General features: G+C 72.2%; 17 protein-coding genes. 11 read left to right on the plus strand and 6 right to left on the minus strand.

Annotated elements, in window-relative coordinates; translation table 11 throughout:
* Nucleotides 1-70: 70 nt before the first annotated feature.
* Nucleotides 71-1,450 (plus strand): nucleobase:cation symporter-2 family protein, encoded by a 1,380-nt coding sequence (locus ACZ69Q_RS12970; protein WP_471040941.1) that lies wholly within the window; start codon nucleotides 71-73, stop codon nucleotides 1,448-1,450.
* Here the strand turns inward: ACZ69Q_RS12970 and ACZ69Q_RS12975 are convergent.
* On the minus strand, nucleotides 1,370-1,723 hold the full coding sequence (locus ACZ69Q_RS12975; protein ID WP_471040946.1) for an ArsR/SmtB family transcription factor: 354 nt from the start codon (nucleotides 1,721-1,723) through the stop codon (nucleotides 1,370-1,372). The genes ACZ69Q_RS12970 and ACZ69Q_RS12975 overlap by 81 nt on opposite strands.
* A 148-nt stretch (nucleotides 1,724-1,871) precedes the next feature.
* Between ACZ69Q_RS12975 and ACZ69Q_RS12980 the strand changes: the two genes are divergently transcribed.
* Nucleotides 1,872-2,951 (plus strand): NADH:flavin oxidoreductase/NADH oxidase, encoded by a 1,080-nt coding sequence (locus tag ACZ69Q_RS12980; RefSeq protein ID WP_471040948.1) that lies wholly within the window; start codon nucleotides 1,872-1,874, stop codon nucleotides 2,949-2,951.
* Between the two features lie 72 nt (nucleotides 2,952-3,023).
* Here ACZ69Q_RS12980 and ACZ69Q_RS12985 read toward each other — a convergent pair whose 3' ends face one another.
* Complete coding sequence (locus ACZ69Q_RS12985) at nucleotides 3,024-4,313, minus strand: extracellular catalytic domain type 1 short-chain-length polyhydroxyalkanoate depolymerase (RefSeq protein ID WP_471040951.1); 1,290 nt, start codon at nucleotides 4,311-4,313, stop codon at nucleotides 3,024-3,026.
* 423 nt (nucleotides 4,314-4,736) lie between these two features.
* Here ACZ69Q_RS12985 and ACZ69Q_RS12990 point away from each other — a divergent pair, with 423 nt between their 5' ends.
* Entirely contained in the window at nucleotides 4,737-5,519 is a 783-nt protein-coding gene (locus ACZ69Q_RS12990; RefSeq protein ID WP_471040954.1) for a pectate lyase, read from the plus strand.
* 79 nt (nucleotides 5,520-5,598) lie between these two features.
* Here the strand turns inward: ACZ69Q_RS12990 and ACZ69Q_RS12995 are convergent, their stop codons facing one another.
* Nucleotides 5,599-6,357 (minus strand): PaaX family transcriptional regulator C-terminal domain-containing protein, encoded by a 759-nt coding sequence (locus ACZ69Q_RS12995; protein WP_471040956.1) that lies wholly within the window; start codon nucleotides 6,355-6,357, stop codon nucleotides 5,599-5,601.
* Between the two features lie 74 nt (nucleotides 6,358-6,431).
* Here ACZ69Q_RS12995 and ACZ69Q_RS13000 point away from each other — a divergent pair, with 74 nt between their 5' ends.
* Complete coding sequence (locus ACZ69Q_RS13000; protein ID WP_471040959.1) at nucleotides 6,432-8,105, plus strand: DNA alkylation response protein; 1,674 nt, start codon at nucleotides 6,432-6,434, stop codon at nucleotides 8,103-8,105.
* Nucleotides 8,106-8,169: 64 nt separating this feature from the next.
* Here ACZ69Q_RS13000 and ACZ69Q_RS13005 read toward each other — a convergent pair whose 3' ends face one another.
* The gene (locus ACZ69Q_RS13005) at nucleotides 8,170-8,757 is read right to left on the minus strand and encodes an Rv1733c family protein (RefSeq protein WP_471040961.1); all 588 of its coding nucleotides are present in this window, start codon (nucleotides 8,755-8,757) and stop codon (nucleotides 8,170-8,172) included.
* Nucleotides 8,758-9,031: 274 nt separating this feature from the next.
* On the opposite strand from ACZ69Q_RS13005, the gene ACZ69Q_RS13010 reads away from it, so the two are divergent.
* The 4 genes from ACZ69Q_RS13010 to ACZ69Q_RS13025 all read left to right on the plus strand — a co-directional run bounded on the left by ACZ69Q_RS13010 (nucleotide 9,032) and on the right by ACZ69Q_RS13025 (nucleotide 12,885).
* The gene (locus ACZ69Q_RS13010) at nucleotides 9,032-10,117 is read left to right on the plus strand and encodes a WD40/YVTN/BNR-like repeat-containing protein (protein ID WP_471040962.1); all 1,086 of its coding nucleotides are present in this window, start codon (nucleotides 9,032-9,034) and stop codon (nucleotides 10,115-10,117) included.
* 73 nt (nucleotides 10,118-10,190) lie between these two features.
* Nucleotides 10,191-10,868, plus strand: coding sequence for a uracil-DNA glycosylase (locus ACZ69Q_RS13015; protein ID WP_471040964.1), 678 nt, complete (start codon nucleotides 10,191-10,193; stop codon nucleotides 10,866-10,868).
* Nucleotides 10,865-11,872 carry an N-acetylglucosamine kinase gene (locus ACZ69Q_RS13020; protein ID WP_471040965.1) on the plus strand — a complete coding sequence of 336 codons (1,008 nt, stop codon included), beginning with the start codon at nucleotides 10,865-10,867 and terminating at the stop codon, nucleotides 11,870-11,872. Before ACZ69Q_RS13015 ends, ACZ69Q_RS13020 begins: the two co-directional genes overlap by 4 nt.
* 89 nt (nucleotides 11,873-11,961) lie before the next feature.
* Nucleotides 11,962-12,885 (plus strand): sirohydrochlorin chelatase, encoded by a 924-nt coding sequence (locus tag ACZ69Q_RS13025; RefSeq protein ID WP_471040967.1) that lies wholly within the window; start codon nucleotides 11,962-11,964, stop codon nucleotides 12,883-12,885.
* 84 nt (nucleotides 12,886-12,969) lie between these two features.
* Here the strand turns inward: ACZ69Q_RS13025 and ACZ69Q_RS13030 are convergent, their stop codons facing one another.
* Together ACZ69Q_RS13030 and ACZ69Q_RS13035 are read right to left on the minus strand one after the other, a co-directional pair.
* The gene (locus ACZ69Q_RS13030; RefSeq protein ID WP_471040968.1) at nucleotides 12,970-14,019 is read right to left on the minus strand and encodes a lactonase family protein; all 1,050 of its coding nucleotides are present in this window, start codon (nucleotides 14,017-14,019) and stop codon (nucleotides 12,970-12,972) included.
* A gap of 217 nt (nucleotides 14,020-14,236) precedes the next feature.
* On the minus strand, nucleotides 14,237-15,727 hold the full coding sequence (locus tag ACZ69Q_RS13035) for an FUSC family protein (protein WP_471040970.1): 1,491 nt from the start codon (nucleotides 15,725-15,727) through the stop codon (nucleotides 14,237-14,239).
* A 195-nt stretch (nucleotides 15,728-15,922) separates the two neighbouring features.
* Here ACZ69Q_RS13035 and ACZ69Q_RS13040 point away from each other — a divergent pair, with 195 nt between their 5' ends.
* The 3 genes from ACZ69Q_RS13040 (at nucleotide 15,923) to ACZ69Q_RS13050 (ending at nucleotide 20,153) form a co-directional block, all read left to right on the plus strand.
* Nucleotides 15,923-16,402, plus strand: a complete 480-nt coding sequence (locus tag ACZ69Q_RS13040) for an Lrp/AsnC family transcriptional regulator (protein ID WP_471040971.1) — start codon at nucleotides 15,923-15,925, stop codon at nucleotides 16,400-16,402.
* A gap of 19 nt (nucleotides 16,403-16,421) precedes the next feature.
* The gene (locus ACZ69Q_RS13045) at nucleotides 16,422-17,117 is read left to right on the plus strand and encodes an HAD family hydrolase (protein WP_471040973.1); all 696 of its coding nucleotides are present in this window, start codon (nucleotides 16,422-16,424) and stop codon (nucleotides 17,115-17,117) included.
* A 213-nt stretch (nucleotides 17,118-17,330) separates the two neighbouring features.
* Nucleotides 17,331-20,153 carry a beta-L-arabinofuranosidase domain-containing protein gene (locus ACZ69Q_RS13050; protein ID WP_471040974.1) on the plus strand — a complete coding sequence of 941 codons (2,823 nt, stop codon included), beginning with the start codon at nucleotides 17,331-17,333 and terminating at the stop codon, nucleotides 20,151-20,153.
* Nucleotides 20,154-20,246: the final 93 nt, after the last annotated feature.

The raw sequence follows: 20,246 nt of genomic DNA on the forward strand, positions 1-20,246 counted from the left end.
ACCCGCACTGGGAACGAGAGAGCAACACCCTCGAAATCAACAAACTGTCAAAGGAGTCTACGGTCCGCGTATGACAACCGCACACCCCGTCGACGAGGTCCCACCCGCCCGGCAACTCGCCGCCTTCGGCCTCCAGCACGTACTCGCCATGTACGCCGGTGCCGTCGCCGTTCCCCTCATCGTCGGCGGCGCCATGAAACTGCCGCCCGCCGACCTCGCGTATCTGATCACCGCCGACCTGCTGGTATGCGGTATCGCCACGCTGATCCAGTGCATCGGCTTCTGGCGCTTCGGCGTACGGCTGCCCATCATGCAGGGCTGCACGTTCGCCGCCGTCTCCCCGATGGTGCTGATCGGCACCACCGGCGGCGGACTCCCCGCGATCTACGGCTCGGTGATCGTCGCGGGACTGGCGATCATGCTGCTGGCCCCGGTCTTCGGCAGGCTGCTGCGCTTCTTCCCGCCCCTCGTGACCGGCACGGTGATCCTGATCATCGGCCTCTCTCTGCTGCCGGTCGCGGGCAACTGGGCCGCGGGCGGGGCCGGTTCGGCGGACTTCGGGGAGCCGAAGAACCTCGCGCTGGCCGCCTTCGTGCTCGCCGTGGTGCTCGGCGTGCAGCGGTTCGCACCGGTGTTCCTCAGCCGGATCGCCGTGCTGATCGGCATCGTGGTCGGACTCGCGGTGGCCGTGCCCTTCGGCTTCACCGACTTCGGCGGCGTCGGCGAGGCCGACTGGGTCGGCATCAGCACGCCGTTCCACTTCGGGGCGCCCACCTTCGAGTTCTCGGCGATCGCGTCGATGCTGGTGGTGGCGCTGGTGACGATGACCGAGACGACGGGTGACCTGATCGCGGTCGGCGAGATGACCGACCGCAAGGTCGAGCCGCGCTCCCTGGCGGACGGCCTGCGCGCCGACGGCCTGTCGACGGTGCTGGGCGGCGTCTTCAACACCTTCCCGTACACGGCGTACGCGCAGAACGTGGGCCTGGTCGGCATGACCCGGGTACGCAGCCGCTGGGTGGTGGCGACCGCGGGCGGCATTCTGGTCCTTCTCGGCCTGTTGCCCAAGCTCGGCGCGGTGGTGGCGGCGATACCGGCACCGGTGCTGGGCGGCGCGGGCCTGGTGATGTTCGGGACGGTCGCCGCGAGCGGGCTCAGGGCCCTGGCCGGCGTGGACTTCAAGGGCAACAACAACCTGACGGTGGTGGCCGTCTCGGTGGCCATGGGCATGCTGCCGGTCGGGGTGCCGACGGTCTACGAGAAGTTCCCGGACTGGTTCCAGACGGTGATGAACAGCGGCATCAGCGCGGGCTGCCTCACGGCGATCGTGCTGAACCTGCTCTTCAACCACCTGCCCGCGAGGGCCGGTTCAGGCACCGGCGAGACGGGCGGCCTGCCGGGTGGCGGCGTCGAGAAGGACGTCGAGCAGCCCCGGGAAGAGGCCGTCTAGGTCGTCCTTGCGCAGGCCGTTCATCTTGGCCGTGCCCCGGTAGACCTGCCGGATCACCCCGCTCTCGCGCAGCACCCGGAAGTGGTGCGTGGTGGTGGACTTGGTGACCGGCAGGTCGAAGTGCGAACAGGAGAGCTCCTCGCCGACGGCGGCGAGCTCTCGCACGATGTGCAGCCGCAGCGGATCGGACAGCGCGTGCAGCACGTCTTCGAGACGGATCTCCTCGCGCGCCGGGTGCGGGAGGTCTCGGCTGCTGACAGCGGCGCTGGTCACGGCGGCTCCACTTCGTCGGATTCCCTGGGTCGGCTCACTTCGCCGGCACCTCTCCATTGTACGAGATCTCTCGTAGTTTGACATCTCCCGTACTACGATGCCTATCGTACGAGCCGACGACTGGTCCCCGCGACGAATGGAGTCCGCCGTGAGCGCGCTCTTCCAGCCCTACGCCCTGCGTGAAGTGACGATCCCGAACCGGGTGTGGATGCCCCCGATGTGCCAGTACTCGGCCGCACCGCAGGGCCCCGACACCGGCGCCCCCAACGACTGGCACTTCGCGCACTACGCGGCCCGCGCGGCCGGCGGCACGGGGCTGATCGTCGTCGAGGCCACCGGCGTCAGCCCCGAGGGCCGGATCACCCCGTGGGACCTGGGCATCTGGAACGACACGCAGGTCGAGGCGTTCCGCCGGATCACGCGCTTCCTGGTGTCGCAGGGCACCGTGCCGGCGATCCAGCTAGCGCATGCGGGCCGCAAGGCGTCGACCGACCAGCCCTGGAAGGGCGGTGCGCCGGTCGGGCCGGACCGCTACGGCTGGCAGCCGGTGGCGCCGAGCGCGATCGCGTTCGCCGATGGGCACCCGGTGCCGACGGAACTGACGGTCACCGAGATCCAGGAGGTCGTGGGCCAGTTCGCGGACGCCGCGCGCCGCGCCCTCGCCGCCGGGTTCGAGATCGCGGAGATCCACGGCGCCCACGGCTATCTGATCAACGAGTTCCTCTCGCCGTACTCCAACCACCGCACCGACGAGTACGGCGGCTCGTACGAGAACCGCACCCGCCTCGCCCTCCAGGTCGTGGACGCCGTGCGCGCGGTGTGGCCGGACGACAAGCCGCTGTTCTTCCGCATCTCGGCGACCGACTGGCTGGAGGAGGACGGCTGGACCGCCGACGACACAGTCCGCTTCGCCGCCGACCTGAAGGCCCACGGCATCGACCTGCTGGACGTCTCGACCGGCGGCAACGCATCCGGCGCCCGCATCCCGGTCGGCCCCGGCTACCAGGTGCCGTTCGCGGCGCGCGTGAAGGCGGAGACGTCGCTGCCGGTCGCCGCCGTGGGCCTGATCACCGAGGCCGAGCAGGCCGAGAAGATCCTCGCGAACGGTGAGGCGGACGCTGTCCTCCTCGGCCGCGAGCTGCTGCGCAACCCGTCGTGGGCCCGGCACGCGGCCCGGGAGCTGGGCGGGGACGTGCATGTGCCGGACCAGTACCACCGGTCCGTCTGATCGCCGTTTCGGCATCACGGACGCCGACGTGGCCGGCGGGCTCGACCCCGGCCACGTCGGCGTTCGCTCAGGTCAGCCGGCCGTACAGGCCGTTCCATTGAGCGTGAAGGCGCCCGGTGCGGCGCTGTTTCCGGCGTGGTTCGCCTGGTAGCCGATGCCGACGCTCGCGCCCGGCGCGAGGGCCGCGTTGTACGAGGCGTTGGTCGCCGTCACCGTGCCCGAGGACGGCGCGTACGCGGCACCCCAGCCGTTGGTGATCGTCTGGCCGGCGGGGAGGGTGAAGCCGAGCCGCCAGCCGTTGACGGACGTGGAGCTCGTGTTGGTGAGGGTCACGGCGGCGGTGAGGCCGGTGTTCCAGGCGTTGGTCGTGACGGTCACCTTGCAGGCGCCGGGCTGGGGCTGAGGGGTGGGGCCGCCGCTGTCGAGGCCGAAGAAGGCGAGGACCCGGGCCGCCATGCCGATGCCGTAGAGGTTGTGGCCGACGCCCTGGAGGCTGATCGCCTCGACGGGGGCGCGGTCACCGGTGCCGCCGTAGCGGGTGCGGGTCCAGCCGGACTGGGGCGTGTCCGTGGCGGCCGGGGTCTGGCCGAGGCCCTGGACGTTCGTCCACTGCTTGATCATCTCCAGGAAGTTGGGGTAGCGCAGGACGTCGTCCTCGGTGCCGTGCCACAACTGCATGCGGGGCCGGGGGCCGGTGTAGCCGGGGTACGCGGCGCGGGCGGTGTCGCCCCACTGCTGCGCGGTGCGGGCGACCGTGCCCTGGGCGCACGCGCTGTTCCACTCGGAGCCGTCGGTGGTGGCGAAGCAGCCGAAGGGGACGCCCGCGAAGGCGGCGCCCGCGGCGAACACGTCGGGGTAGTCGCCGAGCAGCACGTTGGTCATCATCGCGCCGGAGGAGATGCCGGTGGCGAAGACGCGGCCGGTGTCGGCGTCGTAGGTACGCGTGGCCCAGTCGACCATCGACTTGATGCCGACCGGGTCGCTGCCGCCGTCGCGCCTGAGCGCCTGCGGCGAGGAGACGTCGAAGCACTTGCTGCTGCGGGTGACGGACGGGTACAGCACGATGAAGCCGTATCGGTCGGCGAGCGTGTCGTACTCGGTGCCGTTGTACATGTCCGGGCCCGAGCCGGTGCACCAGTGCACGGCCACCAGGATCGCGGGCTTCACGGTCACGTTGTCCGGCACGTACACGTACATCCGCAGGTTGCTGGGGTTGGCGCCGAAGTCGGTGACCTCGGTGAGCGTGGCGGCCGGGACGACGTCGGCCGCCTCGGTGCGGGCGCCGGCCGCCGGGGCGGTGACGAGCAGTGCCGCGAGCAGCGGCAGCAGGGCGGCGAGTAGCGCCAGGAGCTGTCGTCGCACGGTCGTGCGATGGGGGGGTGGGCACGTCCTTGTCCCTTCTGGTCGCGGCTCTTGGACGTCCTCTCACGTGAAAAGCATGCGAGTCATGCGGAGAGCATGCGAACGCATCGTGGCATGGACACGTCCAGCATGGAAGCGCTCCCACACCATCGGCCAGAAAGCTCTTACCCCCACCAGGACTGACTGAATTCTTCCGCACAAGGCGTTGACCAGAAAGCGCTTGCCCCATACGTTCCGTTCAGCAGTGTGACCAAGGCGCTCGACAGCACCCCGTATTGGCCACCCTGCTCACGCACAGCGTCCTGAATGGCGAACATCGTTCATGTACACGATCATGCCGATCCTCCCGAAGGGACGCATCCGCATGCGAACGCTCCCCCCACACGCTCCGACCACCCCCCAACCGGAAGAAGGCATCGGGACATGACTTCACCAGCAGAGCCCCGCGCCCGCCGGCGCGCGCTGACCGGCGGTCTGGCCGCACTCGGCCTCTCATCTGTCATGATCACGACACTCGGCGCTCCGCCGGCGAGCGCCGCCACCTGGCCGACGCCCGCCGGCAGCCGGCCGGTCAGCTCGACCATCCAGGTCTCCGGCGTCCGCGACGGCGGCATGGTCCGCTACTACGGCAGCGGTGACCTGGCCGGCGACGGGCAGGAGGAGGGCCAGGACCCGATCTTCGAGCTCGCGGCCGGCGCGACACTCAAGAACGTCATCATCGGCGCGCCCGGTGCCGACGGCATCCACTGCGAGGGCAACTGCACCCTCCAGAACGTGTGGTGGGAGGACGTCGGCGAGGACGCCGCCACCTTCCGCGGCGGCTCCACCTACACCGTGACCGGCGGCGGCGCCAGGAAGGCCGCCGACAAGGTCTTCCAGCACAACGGCCCGGGCACGCTGAACATCTCCAACTTCGCGGTCAGCGAGTTCAAGACGCTGTACCGCTCGTGCGGCGACTGCTCCACGCAGTACACGCGCAAGGTCAACCTCAGAAACATCGAGGTGACCGGCACGGGGTCCACGGCCCGCCTCGTCGGCATCAACGTCAACCGGGGCGACGTGGCGACGCTGCGCGGCATCACGATCCTCAACGACTCCGGCCGCAAGGTCGTCCCGTGCCAGAAGTACAACAACAACACGGCCGTGGGCACGGGCCCGGACAGCACGAACTGCCTGTACTCCAGCTCGGACATCACCTACAGGTAGCCCGTACGCACAGATGGTCCCCCACGGTGAAGGCGGCCGTCCGAAGCGTCCCCGCCCGGCGCTTCGGGCGGCCGCCGGGTCATTCCCGCGGGCCTCGCGCACGTACCTCCTGCGCCAACTCCCGCCGGTAGTCCGCGTACGCGGCGCGCAGCCGCTCACCCGGCCAGTCGGCGGGGCGGAGTTCGGGGGGCAGCACCGGGTCGGCGAGCAGGTGCCGTACGACGGCCGCGAAGGCGGTGAAACGGTCGGACGGGCGGCGGGCGGCGGCCACATGGGCCAGCAGAGCGCGCCCGGTGCCGGCCCAGGCGTCCAGCGGCCACAGGTCCGCGGCCAGTTCACGCGCGGGACCCTCGGGGCGGGCCGTGTAGCACTGGGCCACCTCGTCGAGGCCGTCCGGCAGCGGGCGGAGCAGGTTGGCCGGGCGCAGCCAGACGCCCTCGCGGAGCTCGGCGAGCCGCAGGCGGGTCAGCCCGGTGCGCAGTTCTGCGCGTTCGGCGGCGCCCCGCCCCGTGGCCGTGACCACGACCATCTCCCAGTCGCAGGCCCAGGGCCGGGTACCCGGGTGGACGGCGTCGTCCTGGCGCCGCTGGCGTTCCAGCAGCCGGTCGCTGAGCCCGTAGACCGTGTCCGCGCGCCGCAGGTCGCCGGCCGCCGTCATCCGGCTGAGCGCCGCCCGCACGGTCGATCCCGCGATCCCGAACGGCTCCACCCCGCTCACCAGGTCCTTCACCGGCAGCTCGGGCGGATGCAGACCCAGCAGCAGGCTGAGGACGACCGAGCGGGCGGACAGCGGGCGCAGTTCCACCTCGTCGGCCTGCGGTGACGGGTTGTTCGGCATGGCCAGGTACCTTACGTGCCGCTCGGCGTATTACAGGATTGCTGCAACCGCAGCAGCGATGCAACACTGGCGGCATGGTCTCGATACTCGCGCAGGAGCAGTCCGGGCAGTACGCCACGCACGACGTCACCAACCAGCCGCCGCCCCTGACGCCGTACGACGCGTCGCAGGACACGGCCCTGCTCGAAGGGCTGCGCCGGGAGGGAGCCGGGTGGGCCGAGGAGGACATCCGACGGCTGGGCCTGCGGGCCGGGAGCGCTCAGGCCCAGGAGTGGGGTGAGCAGGCCAACCGGCACGAGCCCGAGCTGCGGACGCACGACCGGTACGGGCATCGCGTGGACGAGGTCGAGTTCCATCCGAGCTGGCACCACCTGATGCGAGTGGCGGTCGGCGAGGGCCTCGCGGCGGCACCCTGGGCGGACGAGCGGCCCGGCGCGCATGTCGCCCGGACCGCCGGCGGGTTGGTGTGGGGACACACGGAGGCCGGGCACGGCTGTCCGACGTCGATGACCTACGCGGCCGTCCCGGTGCTGCGCCGGCAGCCCGAGCTCGCGAAGGTCTACGAACCGCTGCTGACCAGCCGGGAGTACGACCCGGGGCTGCGGGTGCCGACCCAGAAGCGGGGTCTGCTCGCGGGCATGGGGATGACCGAGAAGCAGGGCGGCTCCGACGTCCGTACGAACACGACGACGGCGTGGCCGACCGCCGAGCCCGGCGTGTACACGCTGCGCGGGCACAAGTGGTTCACCTCGGCGCCCATGTGCGACGTGTTCCTGGTGCTGGCCCAGGCGCCGGGTGGTCTTTCCTGCTTCCTCGTGCCGCGAGTCCTGCCCGACGGCAGCCGCAACACCTTCCGCATCCAGCGTCTGAAGGACAAGCTGGGCAACCGCTCCAACGCCTCCTCCGAGCCGGAGTTCGACGGGACCGTCGCCTGGCTTGTCGGGCCCGAGGGACGGGGCGTGAAGACGATCATCGAGATGGTCAACTGCACCCGGCTGGACTGCGTGATGTCGTCGGCGACGCTGATGCGCAAGACGCTCGTCGAGGCGGGGCACCATGTCCGGCACCGCAGCGCGTTCGGCGCCCGGCTGATCGACCAGCCCCTGATGCGCAACGTCCTCGCCGACCTGGCGCTGGAGTCCGAGGCCGCCACCACGCTCACGCTACGGCTGGCCGGCGCGGCCGACCGGGTGGTGCGCGGAGCCGACACGGACGGGACCGAGACGGCGTTCCGCCGGATCGCCACGGCCGTCGGCAAGTACTGGGTGACCAAGCGGGGTCCTGCCTTCACCGCGGAGGCCCTCGAGTGCCTGGGCGGCAACGGCTACGTCGAGGACTCCGGCATGCCCCGCCACTACCGCGAGGCTCCCCTGCTGTCGATCTGGGAGGGCTCGGGGAACGTCAACGCCCTCGACGTCCTGCGGGCGTTGAGCCGGGAGGAGGGCACCGCCGATGCCCTCTTCGCCGAACTCAGCTCGGCGCGGGGCGCGGACGCCCGGCTGGACGCGGCCGTCGTCCGGCTCAAGGACACGCTGGCCACGGGGTCCGAGGCGGGTGCCCGCCGTCTGGTCGAACAGATGGCCCTGGCCCTGCAGGCGTCCCTGCTGGTCCGGCACGCCCCCGCGGCGGTCGCCGACGCGTTCTGCGCGACCCGGCTCGGCGGCGACTGGGGGCACGCGTTCGGGACGCTGCCCGACACGGCGGACGTCGACGGGATCCTGGAGCGGGCGTTGCCGGCTCAGGGCTGAGGTCCGCGCGGGACGGTGACCTGCGCGACCGCGGCCCGAGGGGCCGCCATGAGTCCGGCGGCCGTCACCCCCTGGTCCGCCCGCCCCACAACGGGCCGAACCGCGCCCACTCGTAGCCCCACTGGTCGATGCGCCGGCTCTCCAGGCGGCTGCGAAGGGCCCGGCCCGCGACGAAGGGTACGCAGGCGGCGCAGACGCCCGCGATGCCGCCGACCAGTGTGGCCCGGGTGCGGGCCTCCGAGGGGGTGGCGGGCCTCGTCACGAGGCGGCCCCGGGGGTCGGTCCAGACGGTGACGGGTGTGCCGACGCCGCTGCCGGGCTGGACGCGGGCCTGCCCGGTGTGCGCGGAGCCGTCGCGCGCGCTCCAGCGGACCTTCGCCCACACCTGCTCGCTGCTGGGCGCGGCGGGGCGCGACTCGGCCGTGCCCGGCGCCTGTTCGGTGAGCAGGGCCACCGCCGGCCGCCATTCGACGCGCTCCCTGGCCATGCCCTGCTCGACCGTGCGGGCCGTCGTCAGACCCGCGAGCACTCCGGCGAGGACGGTGATCGTCCAGGCGGCGAGCAGCACCCAGGCCTCCACCGCGTCGGCCCGGCGCTTGAGCGGATTGCGCCGCCACCGCCACAGCCACACCTGCGGACCACGGAACGCCATCGAAGGCTTCCTCCTCATGAGCGCACGAACATGCCGTACCGACTTCCCACCCATACGGGAGCCGGCAGGCGGATGCTCACGGCACCTGCCGGAGTCGACGGTGGCACGGGTCACGCGGCACCGGCAGGCGACTTCGCGAACGGGCCCGCAAGGTGCGACCGGGAGTTATCATCGCCGCCCCGACCTGCGACGTCGTCGTTTCCAGAGGTGACTGTCAGTGCCTGGGTGCAGACTGGCCCGTGTCTGAGACAAAGGCGTCGCGGAGGTGATCGGCATGACCGAGGTATTGCTCGCCGTGGGGACACGCAAGGGCCTGTTCATCGGGCGCAGGCGAGGTGACTCGTGGGAGTTCGACGAGAGTCCGTACTTCAACGCCCAGGCCGTGTACTCGGTCGCGATCGACACCCGGGGCGAGCGCCCGCGGCTGCTGGCCGGCGGCGACAGCGCGCACTGGGGCCCGTCCGTGTTCCACTCCGACGACCTGGGCCGCTCCTGGACCGAACCGGCCCAGCCGGCCGTGAAGTTCCCCAAGGACACCGACGCCTCCCTGGAGCGGGTGTGGCAGCTCCACCCGGCGGCCGCCGAACCGGACGTGGTGTACGCGGGCACGGAACCGGCGGCGCTGTACCGCTCGGCCGACCGCGGCGAGACGTTCGAACTGGTCCGCCCGCTGTGGGAGCACCCGACCCGGTCGAAGTGGGTGCCGGGCGGTGGCGGTGAGGGCCTGCACACCGTGATCACCGACCGACGCGACCCGAAGGCCGTGACGGTCGCCGTCTCGACCGCCGGAGTCTTCCGGACGGCCGACGGCGGCGCGAGCTGGGCGCCGTCCAACTCCGGTGTCTCCGCGGTGTTCCTGCCGGATCCGAACCCGGAGTTCGGCCAGTGCGTGCACAAGATCGCACAGGACCCGGCCGACGCGGACCGGCTGTATCTCCAGAACCACTGGGGCGTCTACCGCAGCGACGACGCCGGCGCGCACTGGACCGACATCGGCGAGGGCCTGCCGTCCACGTTCGGCTTCGCGGCCGCCGCGCACCCGCACCGCGGCGGGACGGCCTACGTCTTCCCGATCAACGCCGACTCCGACCGCGTCCCCGCCGACCGGCGCTGCCGCGTCTTCCGTACGGCGGACGCGGGAAAGAGCTGGGAGCCGCTGTCCGCGGGGCTGCCGCAGGGGGACCACTACGGCACGGTGCTGCGCGACGCGATGTGCACGGACGACGCGGACCCGGCGGGCGTGTACTTCGGCAACCGCAACGGCGAGGTGTTCGCGTCCGCCGACGACGGCGACACCTGGCGGCAACTGGTGTCGCACCTGCCGGACGTGCTGTGTGTGAGGGCCGCGGTGATCGCATGAGCCGCGGCGGCTTACGGCCGGGCCTTGGCCACTGGTTGATCACCGCTGCCCGTACGGCAGTAGGGTGACGCCCGTGGCACCACGACCCTTGCATGAAATCGTCGAAGCGGGCTGGGCGAAGGCCCTGGAGCCCGTTGCCGAACGGATCGCCGCGATGGGCGACTTCCTGCGTGCGGAGATCGCCGCGGGACGCACCTATCTACCGGCCGGGCCGAACGTCCTGCGGGCCTTCCAACAGCCCTTCGACGACGTACGGGTCCTGATCGTCGGACAGGACCCGTACCCCACTCCGGGACATGCCGTGGGGCTGTCCTTCTCGGTGGCATCCGACGTCCGTCCGCTGCCGGGCAGCCTCATCAACATCTACCGGGAGCTGAACACCGACTTGGGGCTTTCCCAGCCGTCCACCGGCGATCTGACGCCGTGGACCCAGCAGGGTGTGCTGCTGCTCAACAGGGCGCTCACCACGGCCCCGCGCAAGCCGGCCGCCCATCGCGGCAAGGGTTGGGAGGAGGTCACCGAGCAGGCCATCCGCGCACTCGCCGCCCGCGGCAAGCCGCTGGTGTCCATCCTCTGGGGCCGTGACGCCCGCAACCTCCGCCCGCTGCTGGGCAATCTCCCCTCGGTGGAGTCCGCCCACCCCTCCCCCATGTCCGCCGACCGCGGCTTCTTCGGCTCGCGCCCGTTCAGCCGCGCCAACGACCTCCTGATCGGCCAAGGAGGCCAGCCGGTGGACTGGCGCCTGCCGTGACCGGCGGCGCCGGCTTCATCGCCGTCGACTCCGGCGGATCCGGCATGCGGGTCGTCGTCGGCGCCGTCGGCCGTGCAGTGGCGGCCCACCGCGAGTCCCGTGAGCCCGTACGCACCGGCGAGCGGGGCATCGACGCCGGGCATTTCATGGAGCAGCTCGTGCCCATGGCACGTGCGGCGATGGCCGAGTCGGGTGTCGCCGCGCCGGGTGCGATCGCCGTCGGGGCCGCCGGGCTCGCCAGCCTCGGCGAAGGGCTGCGTGCCGAACTGCCGGGCGCGCTGGAGCGCGAGTTCGGCATCGAGCGGGTCGCCCTGGTCGCCGATGCCGTCACCGCGTATGTGGGTGCCCTCGGGGCCCGGCCGGGTGCGGTCGTGGCGGCGGGCACGGGACTGATCGCGATCGGCACCGACCTGACGCGCTGGCGCCGTGCGGACGGCTGGGGTCATCTGCTCGGCGACTGCGGCGGCGGTGCCTGGATCGGACGGGCCGGGCTGGAGGCGGCGATGCGCGCGCACGACGGCCGGCCCGACGGCTCGGCGGCGTTGCTCTCGCGCGCCGAGAAAATGTTCGGACCGGTGCGGGAGTTGCCCGGCAAGCTGTATCCACGCCCCGACCGCCCCGCCGTCCTCGCCTCCTTCGCTCCGGAGGTCGCCTTCTGCGCCGACGGCGACCGGGTCGCCGCGGACATCCTGCGGTCCGCCGCACGGCACATGGCCGACTCCGCGGCCGCGGTCTGCCCCGCCGCCGGGGAGCCTCAAGTCACCGTCACGGGGGGCCTGTTGAACCTGGGCGCCCCTCTTGTTGCACCTCTGGAAGAGGAGTTGTCGAAGCGGCTGCCGCACGCACGGCGGGTACCGGCCGACGGGGATCCGTTGCAGGGGGCGGTGCGCATCGCGACCGATCTGGCGACGGGCGAGCTCGTTCTGCCGAGTGACGAGGCGATGCTCTGCGTGGTGACCGAAAAAGGGACTGATCCCACTACGCCACCCGCTTCCGCACCGTAGGTAACTCAATCAGACAAAAGCGGACGGATACCGCTCACCTGCACCCTCCCCGAACAGGGGAGCCCAAGAAGCCAGTAACATGCGTCGCCATGAGCTCCCCCACTGGGCCCGCGTCCGGCCTGCCAGTACGAATGCCGCGACCTCGTCAGCCCGGGCGGCACCGCCGACCCGAGCCCTTGGCGGCTCCCGAGGGCGCGCCCGCGCTCGTTCTCGCGGTGCCGGGCACGCCGAGCGCCGCCACTCGCGGTCTCGCCGAGGAGGTCGTGAGCATCGCCCGCTCCGAGCTCCCCGGTCTCGACGCCCGGATCGGGTACGTCGACGGTGATGACGCGGAGTTCCCCACGCTCCAGTCGGTGCTGGTGCACGCCGCCGAGGAGCGCACCGCCCGCTATGAGCAGGCGCTCGCCGCGGGCGTGGAGGCCAAGGAGCCCGAGGGCCCCGTCGCCGTCGTCGTGCCGCTGCTCGCCGGCCCGGACAGCGCGCTCCTGCGCGTGATCCGCCAGGCCGTGATGGACAGCCGTGTCGCGGCCGACCTGACCGATGTCCTCGGCCCGCACCCGCTGCTCGCCGAGGCGCTGCACGTGCGCCTGTCGGAGGCCGGGCTGGCCCGCGCCGACCGCGCCCGCCTGTTCACGGTGGCCACGGCCGCGGACGGCATCGTGCTGGCTTCCGTCGGCGGCGAGGAGGCCGTGCAGGCGGCCGGGATCACCGGCATGCTGCTCGCCGCACGCCTGGCCGTGCCGGTGATGGCGGCGGCCCTGGACCAGGACGGCGCGATCACGGCCGTCGCCGAGCAGTTGCGGTCCTCGGGCTCGCAGCAGCTCGCGCTGGCGCCGTACCTGATAGGGCCCGAGATCGACCCGAGCCTGATCGCGGAGGCCGCGCAGGAGGCGGGCTGCTCCGCCGCCGAGGCGCTCGGCGCGTACCCGGCGATCGGCAAGCTCGCCCTGTCGAAGTACACGACGGCGCTGGGTATCGCCCCGCCGCAGCCGCAGGGCACGCCGGTGCGCTGACGCGCACGTCACAGCCGTAACGCCGAAGGGCCCGCTTCCCCACCCGGGAAGGGGCCCTTCGGCGTCCGGTCAGCCGGTATCCACTCACCCGGCGGGATCGGGGCCGACGACCACGCAGGACGCCGCGGGCACCTCGATCGAACCCTCGTAGCGCGGCAGGCCCCGGTCGGGGTCCAGGGCGAACCAGGACACGTCACCGGAGCGCTCGTTCGCCACGTACAGGAATCCGTCCGCCTCGGTCAGCGCGCGCGGCCAGTGCCCGGCGCAGGGCACGGTGCCGACGAGCCGCAGGTCCTCGCCCTCGACGGCGAACGTGGACAGCACGTCCTCGCCGCGGGTGGCGGTCCACACGAAGCGGCCGTCGGGCGAGGCGACGATCCCCGACGGAAAGGCGTCGCCGGCCGGGGCGTCCGGCAGCACCGGCGTCTCGGTCAGCGGCTTCAGTGATCCGTCGTCGGCGTCCCAGTGGCAGACGGTGACGGTCGGGGTGAGCTCGTTGACGACGTACGCGTACCGGCCGTGCGGGTGGAAGGCCAGGTGGCGGGGGCCCGAGCCGGGGCGCAGGGCGATCTCCCGGTGCACGTCGAGCGTGCCGTCGGTCAGGGTGCACACGCGCACCGAGTCGGTGCCGAGGTCGACGCTGACGGCCCAGCGGCCGCTCGGGTCGGGCTGCACCTGGTGGGCGTGCGGGCCCTGCTGGCGTGGCGTGTGGGGGCCGGAGCCGGTGTGCCGCAGGACGGCGGGCGGGGCGTCCGAGAGGGTGCCGTCGGAGCGCACGGGCACGGCGGTGACGCTTCCGGAGCCGTAGTTCGCGATCAGGACGTACCCGGCGAACAGGCCGAGGTGTGTGGGGCCGCTGCCGTCCACCGGGACGGGCGAGCCGAGGAGCTCGGGTTTGCCCCCGGTCACGCGGTACGCGACCACCGCGCCCTCGGCCGTCTCGCTGACCGCGTAGAGCGTGTCGCCGGCCTGCGACAGGGCCAGGTACGAGGGATCGGGCACGTCACGCACACCGCTCTGGACGGTCAGGGCGCCGCTGTCCGCGGCCACGGACGCCGTCGTGATGCCATGGCCTCCGGCCGCCGTGAACGACCCGATGTAGGCCCGTCCTCCCCGCCTGCCGACGTCTGCCACCGCTGTCCCCTTCCGGTCGAGTGCCGTCCGGGCTGACGGTAGCAGCGGATCATCATCGGTCTAGACCAAGGTCGTCTGATCGTCGGCGAGTTCGCATCACCGCCGCAAGGGCAGCGCCACGTCAGTACAGCGCCCCGAAGGGGCGCGGGGAAGTGCGCGACCAGCCACGACGACGCCGCAGACGCACGACCACCCCTCGCGGCATCCCCGCGGAGCGCTACGCGCCGACCAGCGGAGAACCCGACGGCGCCCGCAGGGGCTGGGCGAGTTCGGCGAGGGCCAGCTCCAGGCCGTGCAGATGGGCCAGCGCGGGGTCCGCCGCCGTCGGCCGGGCGGTGGGGGCGGTGATGTCCGCGCCGCCGGTCAGGGCCTCGACGGCGGCCTCCACACGCCAGCACGCGGCGGCCAGGCGGGCGTCGTGCGAGGCGACGGGATCGGCGGCGACGGCGGCCAGGCCGCGGATCTCCCGGGCGCAGTCGTCGAGCAGGGCGAGCACCCGGCGGGCGCGCCGCTTGCGGGCCGGCATCGGGTTCAGCGGGTGGACGAGCGGGGCGAGGGACAGCCGTACCCGGCCGAGGAGCTGTTCCAGTTCGGCGACCCGGGACGCCGGGTCGGCGCTCTCGTCACCGGCGAGTCGCGCGGCGGCCTCCGCGGTGGCCGCGTGGACGCAGCGCAGGGCGCGCTGGACCCAGGCGTCAGTGATGGCGTGCGTGGTGACCGGCAGCACGAACAGCACGGCCAGCACGGCGCCGATCGCCCCGACGGCGGTCTCGGCGAGCCGTAGCGCCAGCAGGGCGGGTTCGAGGACGCCGAGGAGGCCGTAGAGGAGCTCGGCGAGCAGCGTGACGCTGAGCATCATCCAGGTGTAGGAGACGGCGGCCGTGTAGAAGATCCCGAAGACGCAGACGGCGAGGAGCGCGGCCGTGGGAACCACCGCGCCGTGCAGCGGGACGGCGACGAGCAGGCCGACGCCGATGCCGATCACCGTGCCGAGGACCCGGCGGAAGCCGCGGACCAGGGTCTCGCCGCGCGAGATGGTGTTGACGAAGATCCACCAGGTGGCGCCGACCGCCCAGTACCAGCGCTGCCCGGACACGAGCTGGCCCACGACGAGCGCGAAGCCCGCGCCCGCGGTGGCCTGGATCGCCTGGCGCGTGGTCACACGGGCCAGTCCGCCGCCGCCCGGCGGTGCGGGTACGGGCGCCGGGGGCATACGGCGCTCGTAGCACCACAGCCCGAACCGCACCGCGGCGGCCGTGAGCAGGGACAGCAGGACGGCGGCGTAGAGCTCGGGAAGCTGCCTGGGGGTGGCGTGCAGGAACTGCGCCACGAAGAAGGTCATGAACGCGAACACGCCGAGGCTGTGCCCGCGAGGCCCCCAGCGGCGGGCGTAGACGCCGGCGCCGACGACGGCGAGGAAGGTGACGTCGCGGGCGACGGGGTGGTCGTGCAGCTCGGCCGCCGCCGCGAGGACCGGCAGGCCGACGAGCGGCAGCAGTACGGTGGTGACCGCCTGCCCGCGGACCGTGGCGTCCGTGACGGTGAACAGGGCGAGCAGAGCGGCGAGCCCTCCGGTGACGGCGCCGACGAGGGAATGTCCGGCCAGTCCGCAGACGACGACCGCGAGCCCGATGCCGAGGACGGCCCGCACGGCGAAGCGCAGCCGCGCCCGCCCCGGGTCCGGGGCCACGAACACCCTCTTCAGCACTGTTTACCGCCCCTTCGCGCCTGCATGAAAAAGGCGCCGCGGGGATCCGCAGCGCCATCGACCGCTCCATTGCAGCATCCAGGCGGATACTGGCTCAAGCGCCGCCCTCTAGGCTGTGCCATTGGTACAGGAATATCGGTCGTGGCACGTCCATCAGCGAGCCAACGGACCACACACGAGGAGAGGCCGGGCACCATGGCCGTGGACGAGCTGGACACCCGCATCCTGCGGTTGCTGCTGGAGCAGCCGCGCACCAGCGTGCGTGAGTACGCCCGCATCCTCGGCGTCGCGCGCGGCACGCTTCAGGCCCGGCTCGACCGGCTGGAGCGGGACGGCGTGATCACCGGCACGGGGCCGACGCTCTCGCCCGCCGCGCTCGGCCATCCGGTGCTGGCGTTCGTGCACATCGAGGTGACGCAGGGCCACCTCGACGACGTGGGCGACGCGCTCGCCGCCGTACCGGAGATCGTCGAGGCGTTCTCGATCACGGGCGGCGGGGACCTGCTGACCCGGGTCGTGGCCCGCGACAACGCCCACCTGGAGGACGTGATCCAGAAGCTGATCAGCCTGCCCGGCGTGGTCCGCACCCGTTCCGAGGTGGCCCTGCGCGAGCGCGTCCCGCAGCGGCTGCTGCCGCTGGTGGAGTCGATCGGGCGGACGGCGGCGCGGAGATGACCTTTGACATCCTGAGCCCATGAGCGGACTCAGCGGCATCTCGGTCATCTTCGATCTCGACGGAACACTCGTGGACAGCGAGCCCAACTACTTCGAGGCGGGCCGGCAGGTTCTGGCCGAGCACGGGGTGCCCGACTTCACGTGGGCCGACCACGAGCGCTACGTCGGCATCAGCACACTGGAGACGGTCACGCTCTGGAAGCGGCAGTACGGTCTGCGCGCCTCCGTCGACGAACTCCTCGCCGCCAAGAACCGCCGCTACCTGGAGCTCGCGCGCACCGCCACGCGCGCGTACCCCGAGATGCGCAAGTTCGTGGAGCTGCTCGCGACCGAGGGCGTCCCGATGGCCGTGGCCTCGGGTTCGTCACTGGAGGCCATCACGGCGATCCTGGCCGGCACGGGCCTGGACGCGCAGTTGCGCACGGTCGTCTCGGCCGACGAGGTCGCCCACGGCAAGCCCGCCCCCGATGTCTTCCTGGCGGCTGCCGCCCGGCTGGGCGCCGCTCCCGCCGACTGCGTGGTGCTGGAGGACGCGGCCCCCGGCGCCGCCGCGGCGCACGCGGCCGGCATGAGGTGCGTCGCGATCCCCTACGTGGCCGCCCAGGCGGACGCGCCGGAGTTCGCGACGGCCGGGCTGCTGGTGCGCGGCGGGCAGGCGGAGTTCACGGCACGGGGAGCGTACGACTGGCTCGTGCGGTCGGCGGCCTCCGGCTGACCCGCACGCCGCCCCGCCGCAGTGAACGTGAGCGCCGCGCCGGCCTTCGTCCCGACCCACGATCAGCAGGTCGCGCGGCCCTCGATCGGCCCGAGTGCCAATCCCGTCAGCACCGTTGACGCCTCCGCACCTCACGCATAGCGTCTGGTCGACCTTTCGCACGTTGTTCGCGATTACGAACATGGCCGATGACCCCCGCGCGGAGGAGCACCCATGGCACCGCCCCTCTCCAGAAGATTCCTTCTCCAGGCCGCCACGCTCACCGCGGCGGCGCCCGCGATCAGTCACACGGCAACCGGCCGGGCAGCGGCCGCCGTTCAGGAGGCGCAGGCCGTGACCGCCGTCCCGACCGCTTGGTCCGTGCAGCCCTTCGCCCTGGACGACGTGGCTCTACGGCCCGGACTCTTCGCCGACAAGCGGCAGTTGATGCTCGACCACGCCCGGGGCTACGACGTCAACCGGCTGCTCCAGGTGTTCCGTGCCAACGCCGGGCTCGCCACGGGCGGCGCCGTCGCGCCCGGCGGGTGGGAGGGGCTGGACGGTGAGGCGAACGGCAATCTGCGCGGGCACTACACCGGACACTTCCTGACCATGCTGGCGCAGGCCCACGCCGGCACCGGCGAGCAGGTGTTCGCCGACCGGATCGCCACCATGATCGGGGCGCTGACCGAGGTGCGCGCCGCACTGCGCAAGGCCCCGGCCGTGCTGAGCGTCGCCGGCAGGTTCGGTACGGCCGCCGAGAACGTCCGTGGCTCCTACCAGTACGTCGATCTCCCTGCCGCCGTCCTCGGGGGCACCCCGGCGATCACCCTGTCCGCCTGGGTGAAGCCCACCCATGACGGCAACTGGGCGCGGGTCTTCGACTTCGGCGACGACAACACGCGGTACCTGTACCTGGCCGCCCGCAACGCGGCCGGTGTGCCGCGCTTCGCCATCACCACCGGCGGTCCGGGCGGCGAGCAGGGCATCGACGGCACCGCCGCGCTGCCGCTCGGCCAGTGGAGCCACCTCGCGGTCACCGTCGGCGGCGACACCGGGACGCTGTACGTCAACGGCGCCGTCGTCGCCCGCAACACGGCGATGACCCTCACCCCGGCCGCGCTCGGCACCCTCGCCAACAACTGGCTCGGCCGCTCCAACTTCGCCTCCGACCCCGTCTTCGCGGGCGCCTTCGACGAGTTCAACGTCTGGTCGCGTGCCCTGAGCGCCGCCGAGATCACCCAGTTGCAGAGCGCCCGGGCGGCCGACGTCTCCGCCGGGCGCGGCGACCTGGCGTCGTACGCCTTCGACGAGACCTCGGGCGGGACGTTCGCCGACGCCTCAGGACGCGGCCTGGCCGCCACCCTGCGCCGGACCTGGGGCGGGCCCAGCCACCCCGGGTTCCTGGCGGCGTATCCGGAGACGCAGTTCATCGACCTGGAGTCGCGGACGAGCAGCGACTACACCAAGGTGTGGGCGCCGTACTACACCGCGCACAAGATCCTCCGCGGTGTGCTGGACGCCTACCTCGCCACCGGGGACTCGCGGGCCCTCGACCTGGCGTCCGGCATGTGCGACTGGATGTACTCACGGCTGTCCAAGCTGCCCGAGGCCACCCTCCAGCGGATGTGGGGGCTGTTCTCCAGCGGTGAGTTCGGCGGCATCGTGGAGGCGGTCTGCGACCTGCACTCGATCACCGGCAGGGCCGAACACCTCGCGCTGGCCCGGCTGTTCGACCTCGACCGGCTCATCGACAACTGCGCCGCGAACACCGACATCCTCGACGGGCTGCACGCCAACCAGCACATACCGATCTTCACCGGGTACCTGCGGCTGTACGACGCGACCGGCGAGGCCCGTTATCTCGACGCCGCCCGCAACTTCTGGGGCATGGTCGTGCCGCACCGCATGTACGGCATCGGCGGCACCAGCACCGCCGAGTTCTGGAAGGCGCGCGACGTGATCGCGGGCACGATCGGCGACGCCGACGCGGAGACGTGCTGCGCGTACAACATGCTGAAGCTGAGCCGGACCCTGTTCTTCCACGAGCAGCAGCCGAAGTACATGGACTACTACGAGCGGGCCCTGTACAACCAGGTCCTCGGCTCCAAGCAGGACAAGGCGGACGCCGAGAAGCCGCTCGTCACGTACTTCATCGGGCTCACGCCGGGCCATGTGCGCGACTACACGCCCAAGCAGGGCACGACCTGCTGCGAGGGCACCGGCATGGAGAGCGCGACCAAGTACCAGGACTCGGTGTACTTCAAGGCCGCCGACGGCAGCGCCCTGTACGTCAATCTGTACAGCCCCTCCCAACTGACCTGGACGGAGAAGGGTGTGACGGTCACTCAGTCCACGTCCTTCCCCCGGAAGCAGGGCACGACGCTCACCATCGGCGGGGGCAGCGCGGCCTTCGCGCTGCGACTGCGGGTGCCGTCGTGGGCGACCGCGGGTTTCCGGGTGACGGTCAACGGCAGCGCGGTGAGCGGCACTCCGACGCCGGGGAGCTACTTCACGGTGTCGCGGACCTGGCGCGGCGGCGACACGGTGAAGATCTCCATGCCGTTCCGCCTCCGGGTGGAGAAGGCGCTGGACGACCGGTCGCTGCAAACCCTCTTCTACGGCCCGGTCAACCTCGTCGGCCGCAATTCCGCCACGGGCTACCTCCAGTTGGGCCTGTATCGCAACGCCGGTCTCTCCGGTGACCTGCTGCCGTCGCTCACGCCGGTGTCCGGCAAGCCGCTCCACTTCACCCTCGGCGGCACCGAGTTCGCCCCCTTCTTCGAGGGCACGCAGGACCCCACCCACGCCTACTTCCGGCGCTCCGAACCCCGGGTGATCCTCGGCGGCTCCGACTCCGGTGTCGCCAATCCCGCGAAGTCCGACGCCACCACGCTGCTGGATGAGATCTGGGCCGGGGCTCCCTTCGCGGACAAGGGTGCGCTGGTGTCGCGGGTGCGGTCCACGGTGACCGCCTGGGTGAGCGCGGGCCTGCTCGGCCAGGCCGACGGACAGGCGGTCGTGCGTACGGCCGAGCGGGCGACGTACGCCCCCTGAGCCGCCGTCCGGATCCCCGCGCCGTGCGCGAGGCGCCCGGTGCGGGGATCCTGGAGGGCGGCAACGCAGGGCTGCGCGCGGAGGTCGGGATCG

Source organism: Streptomyces sp. NPDC036764, assembly GCF_055609385.1.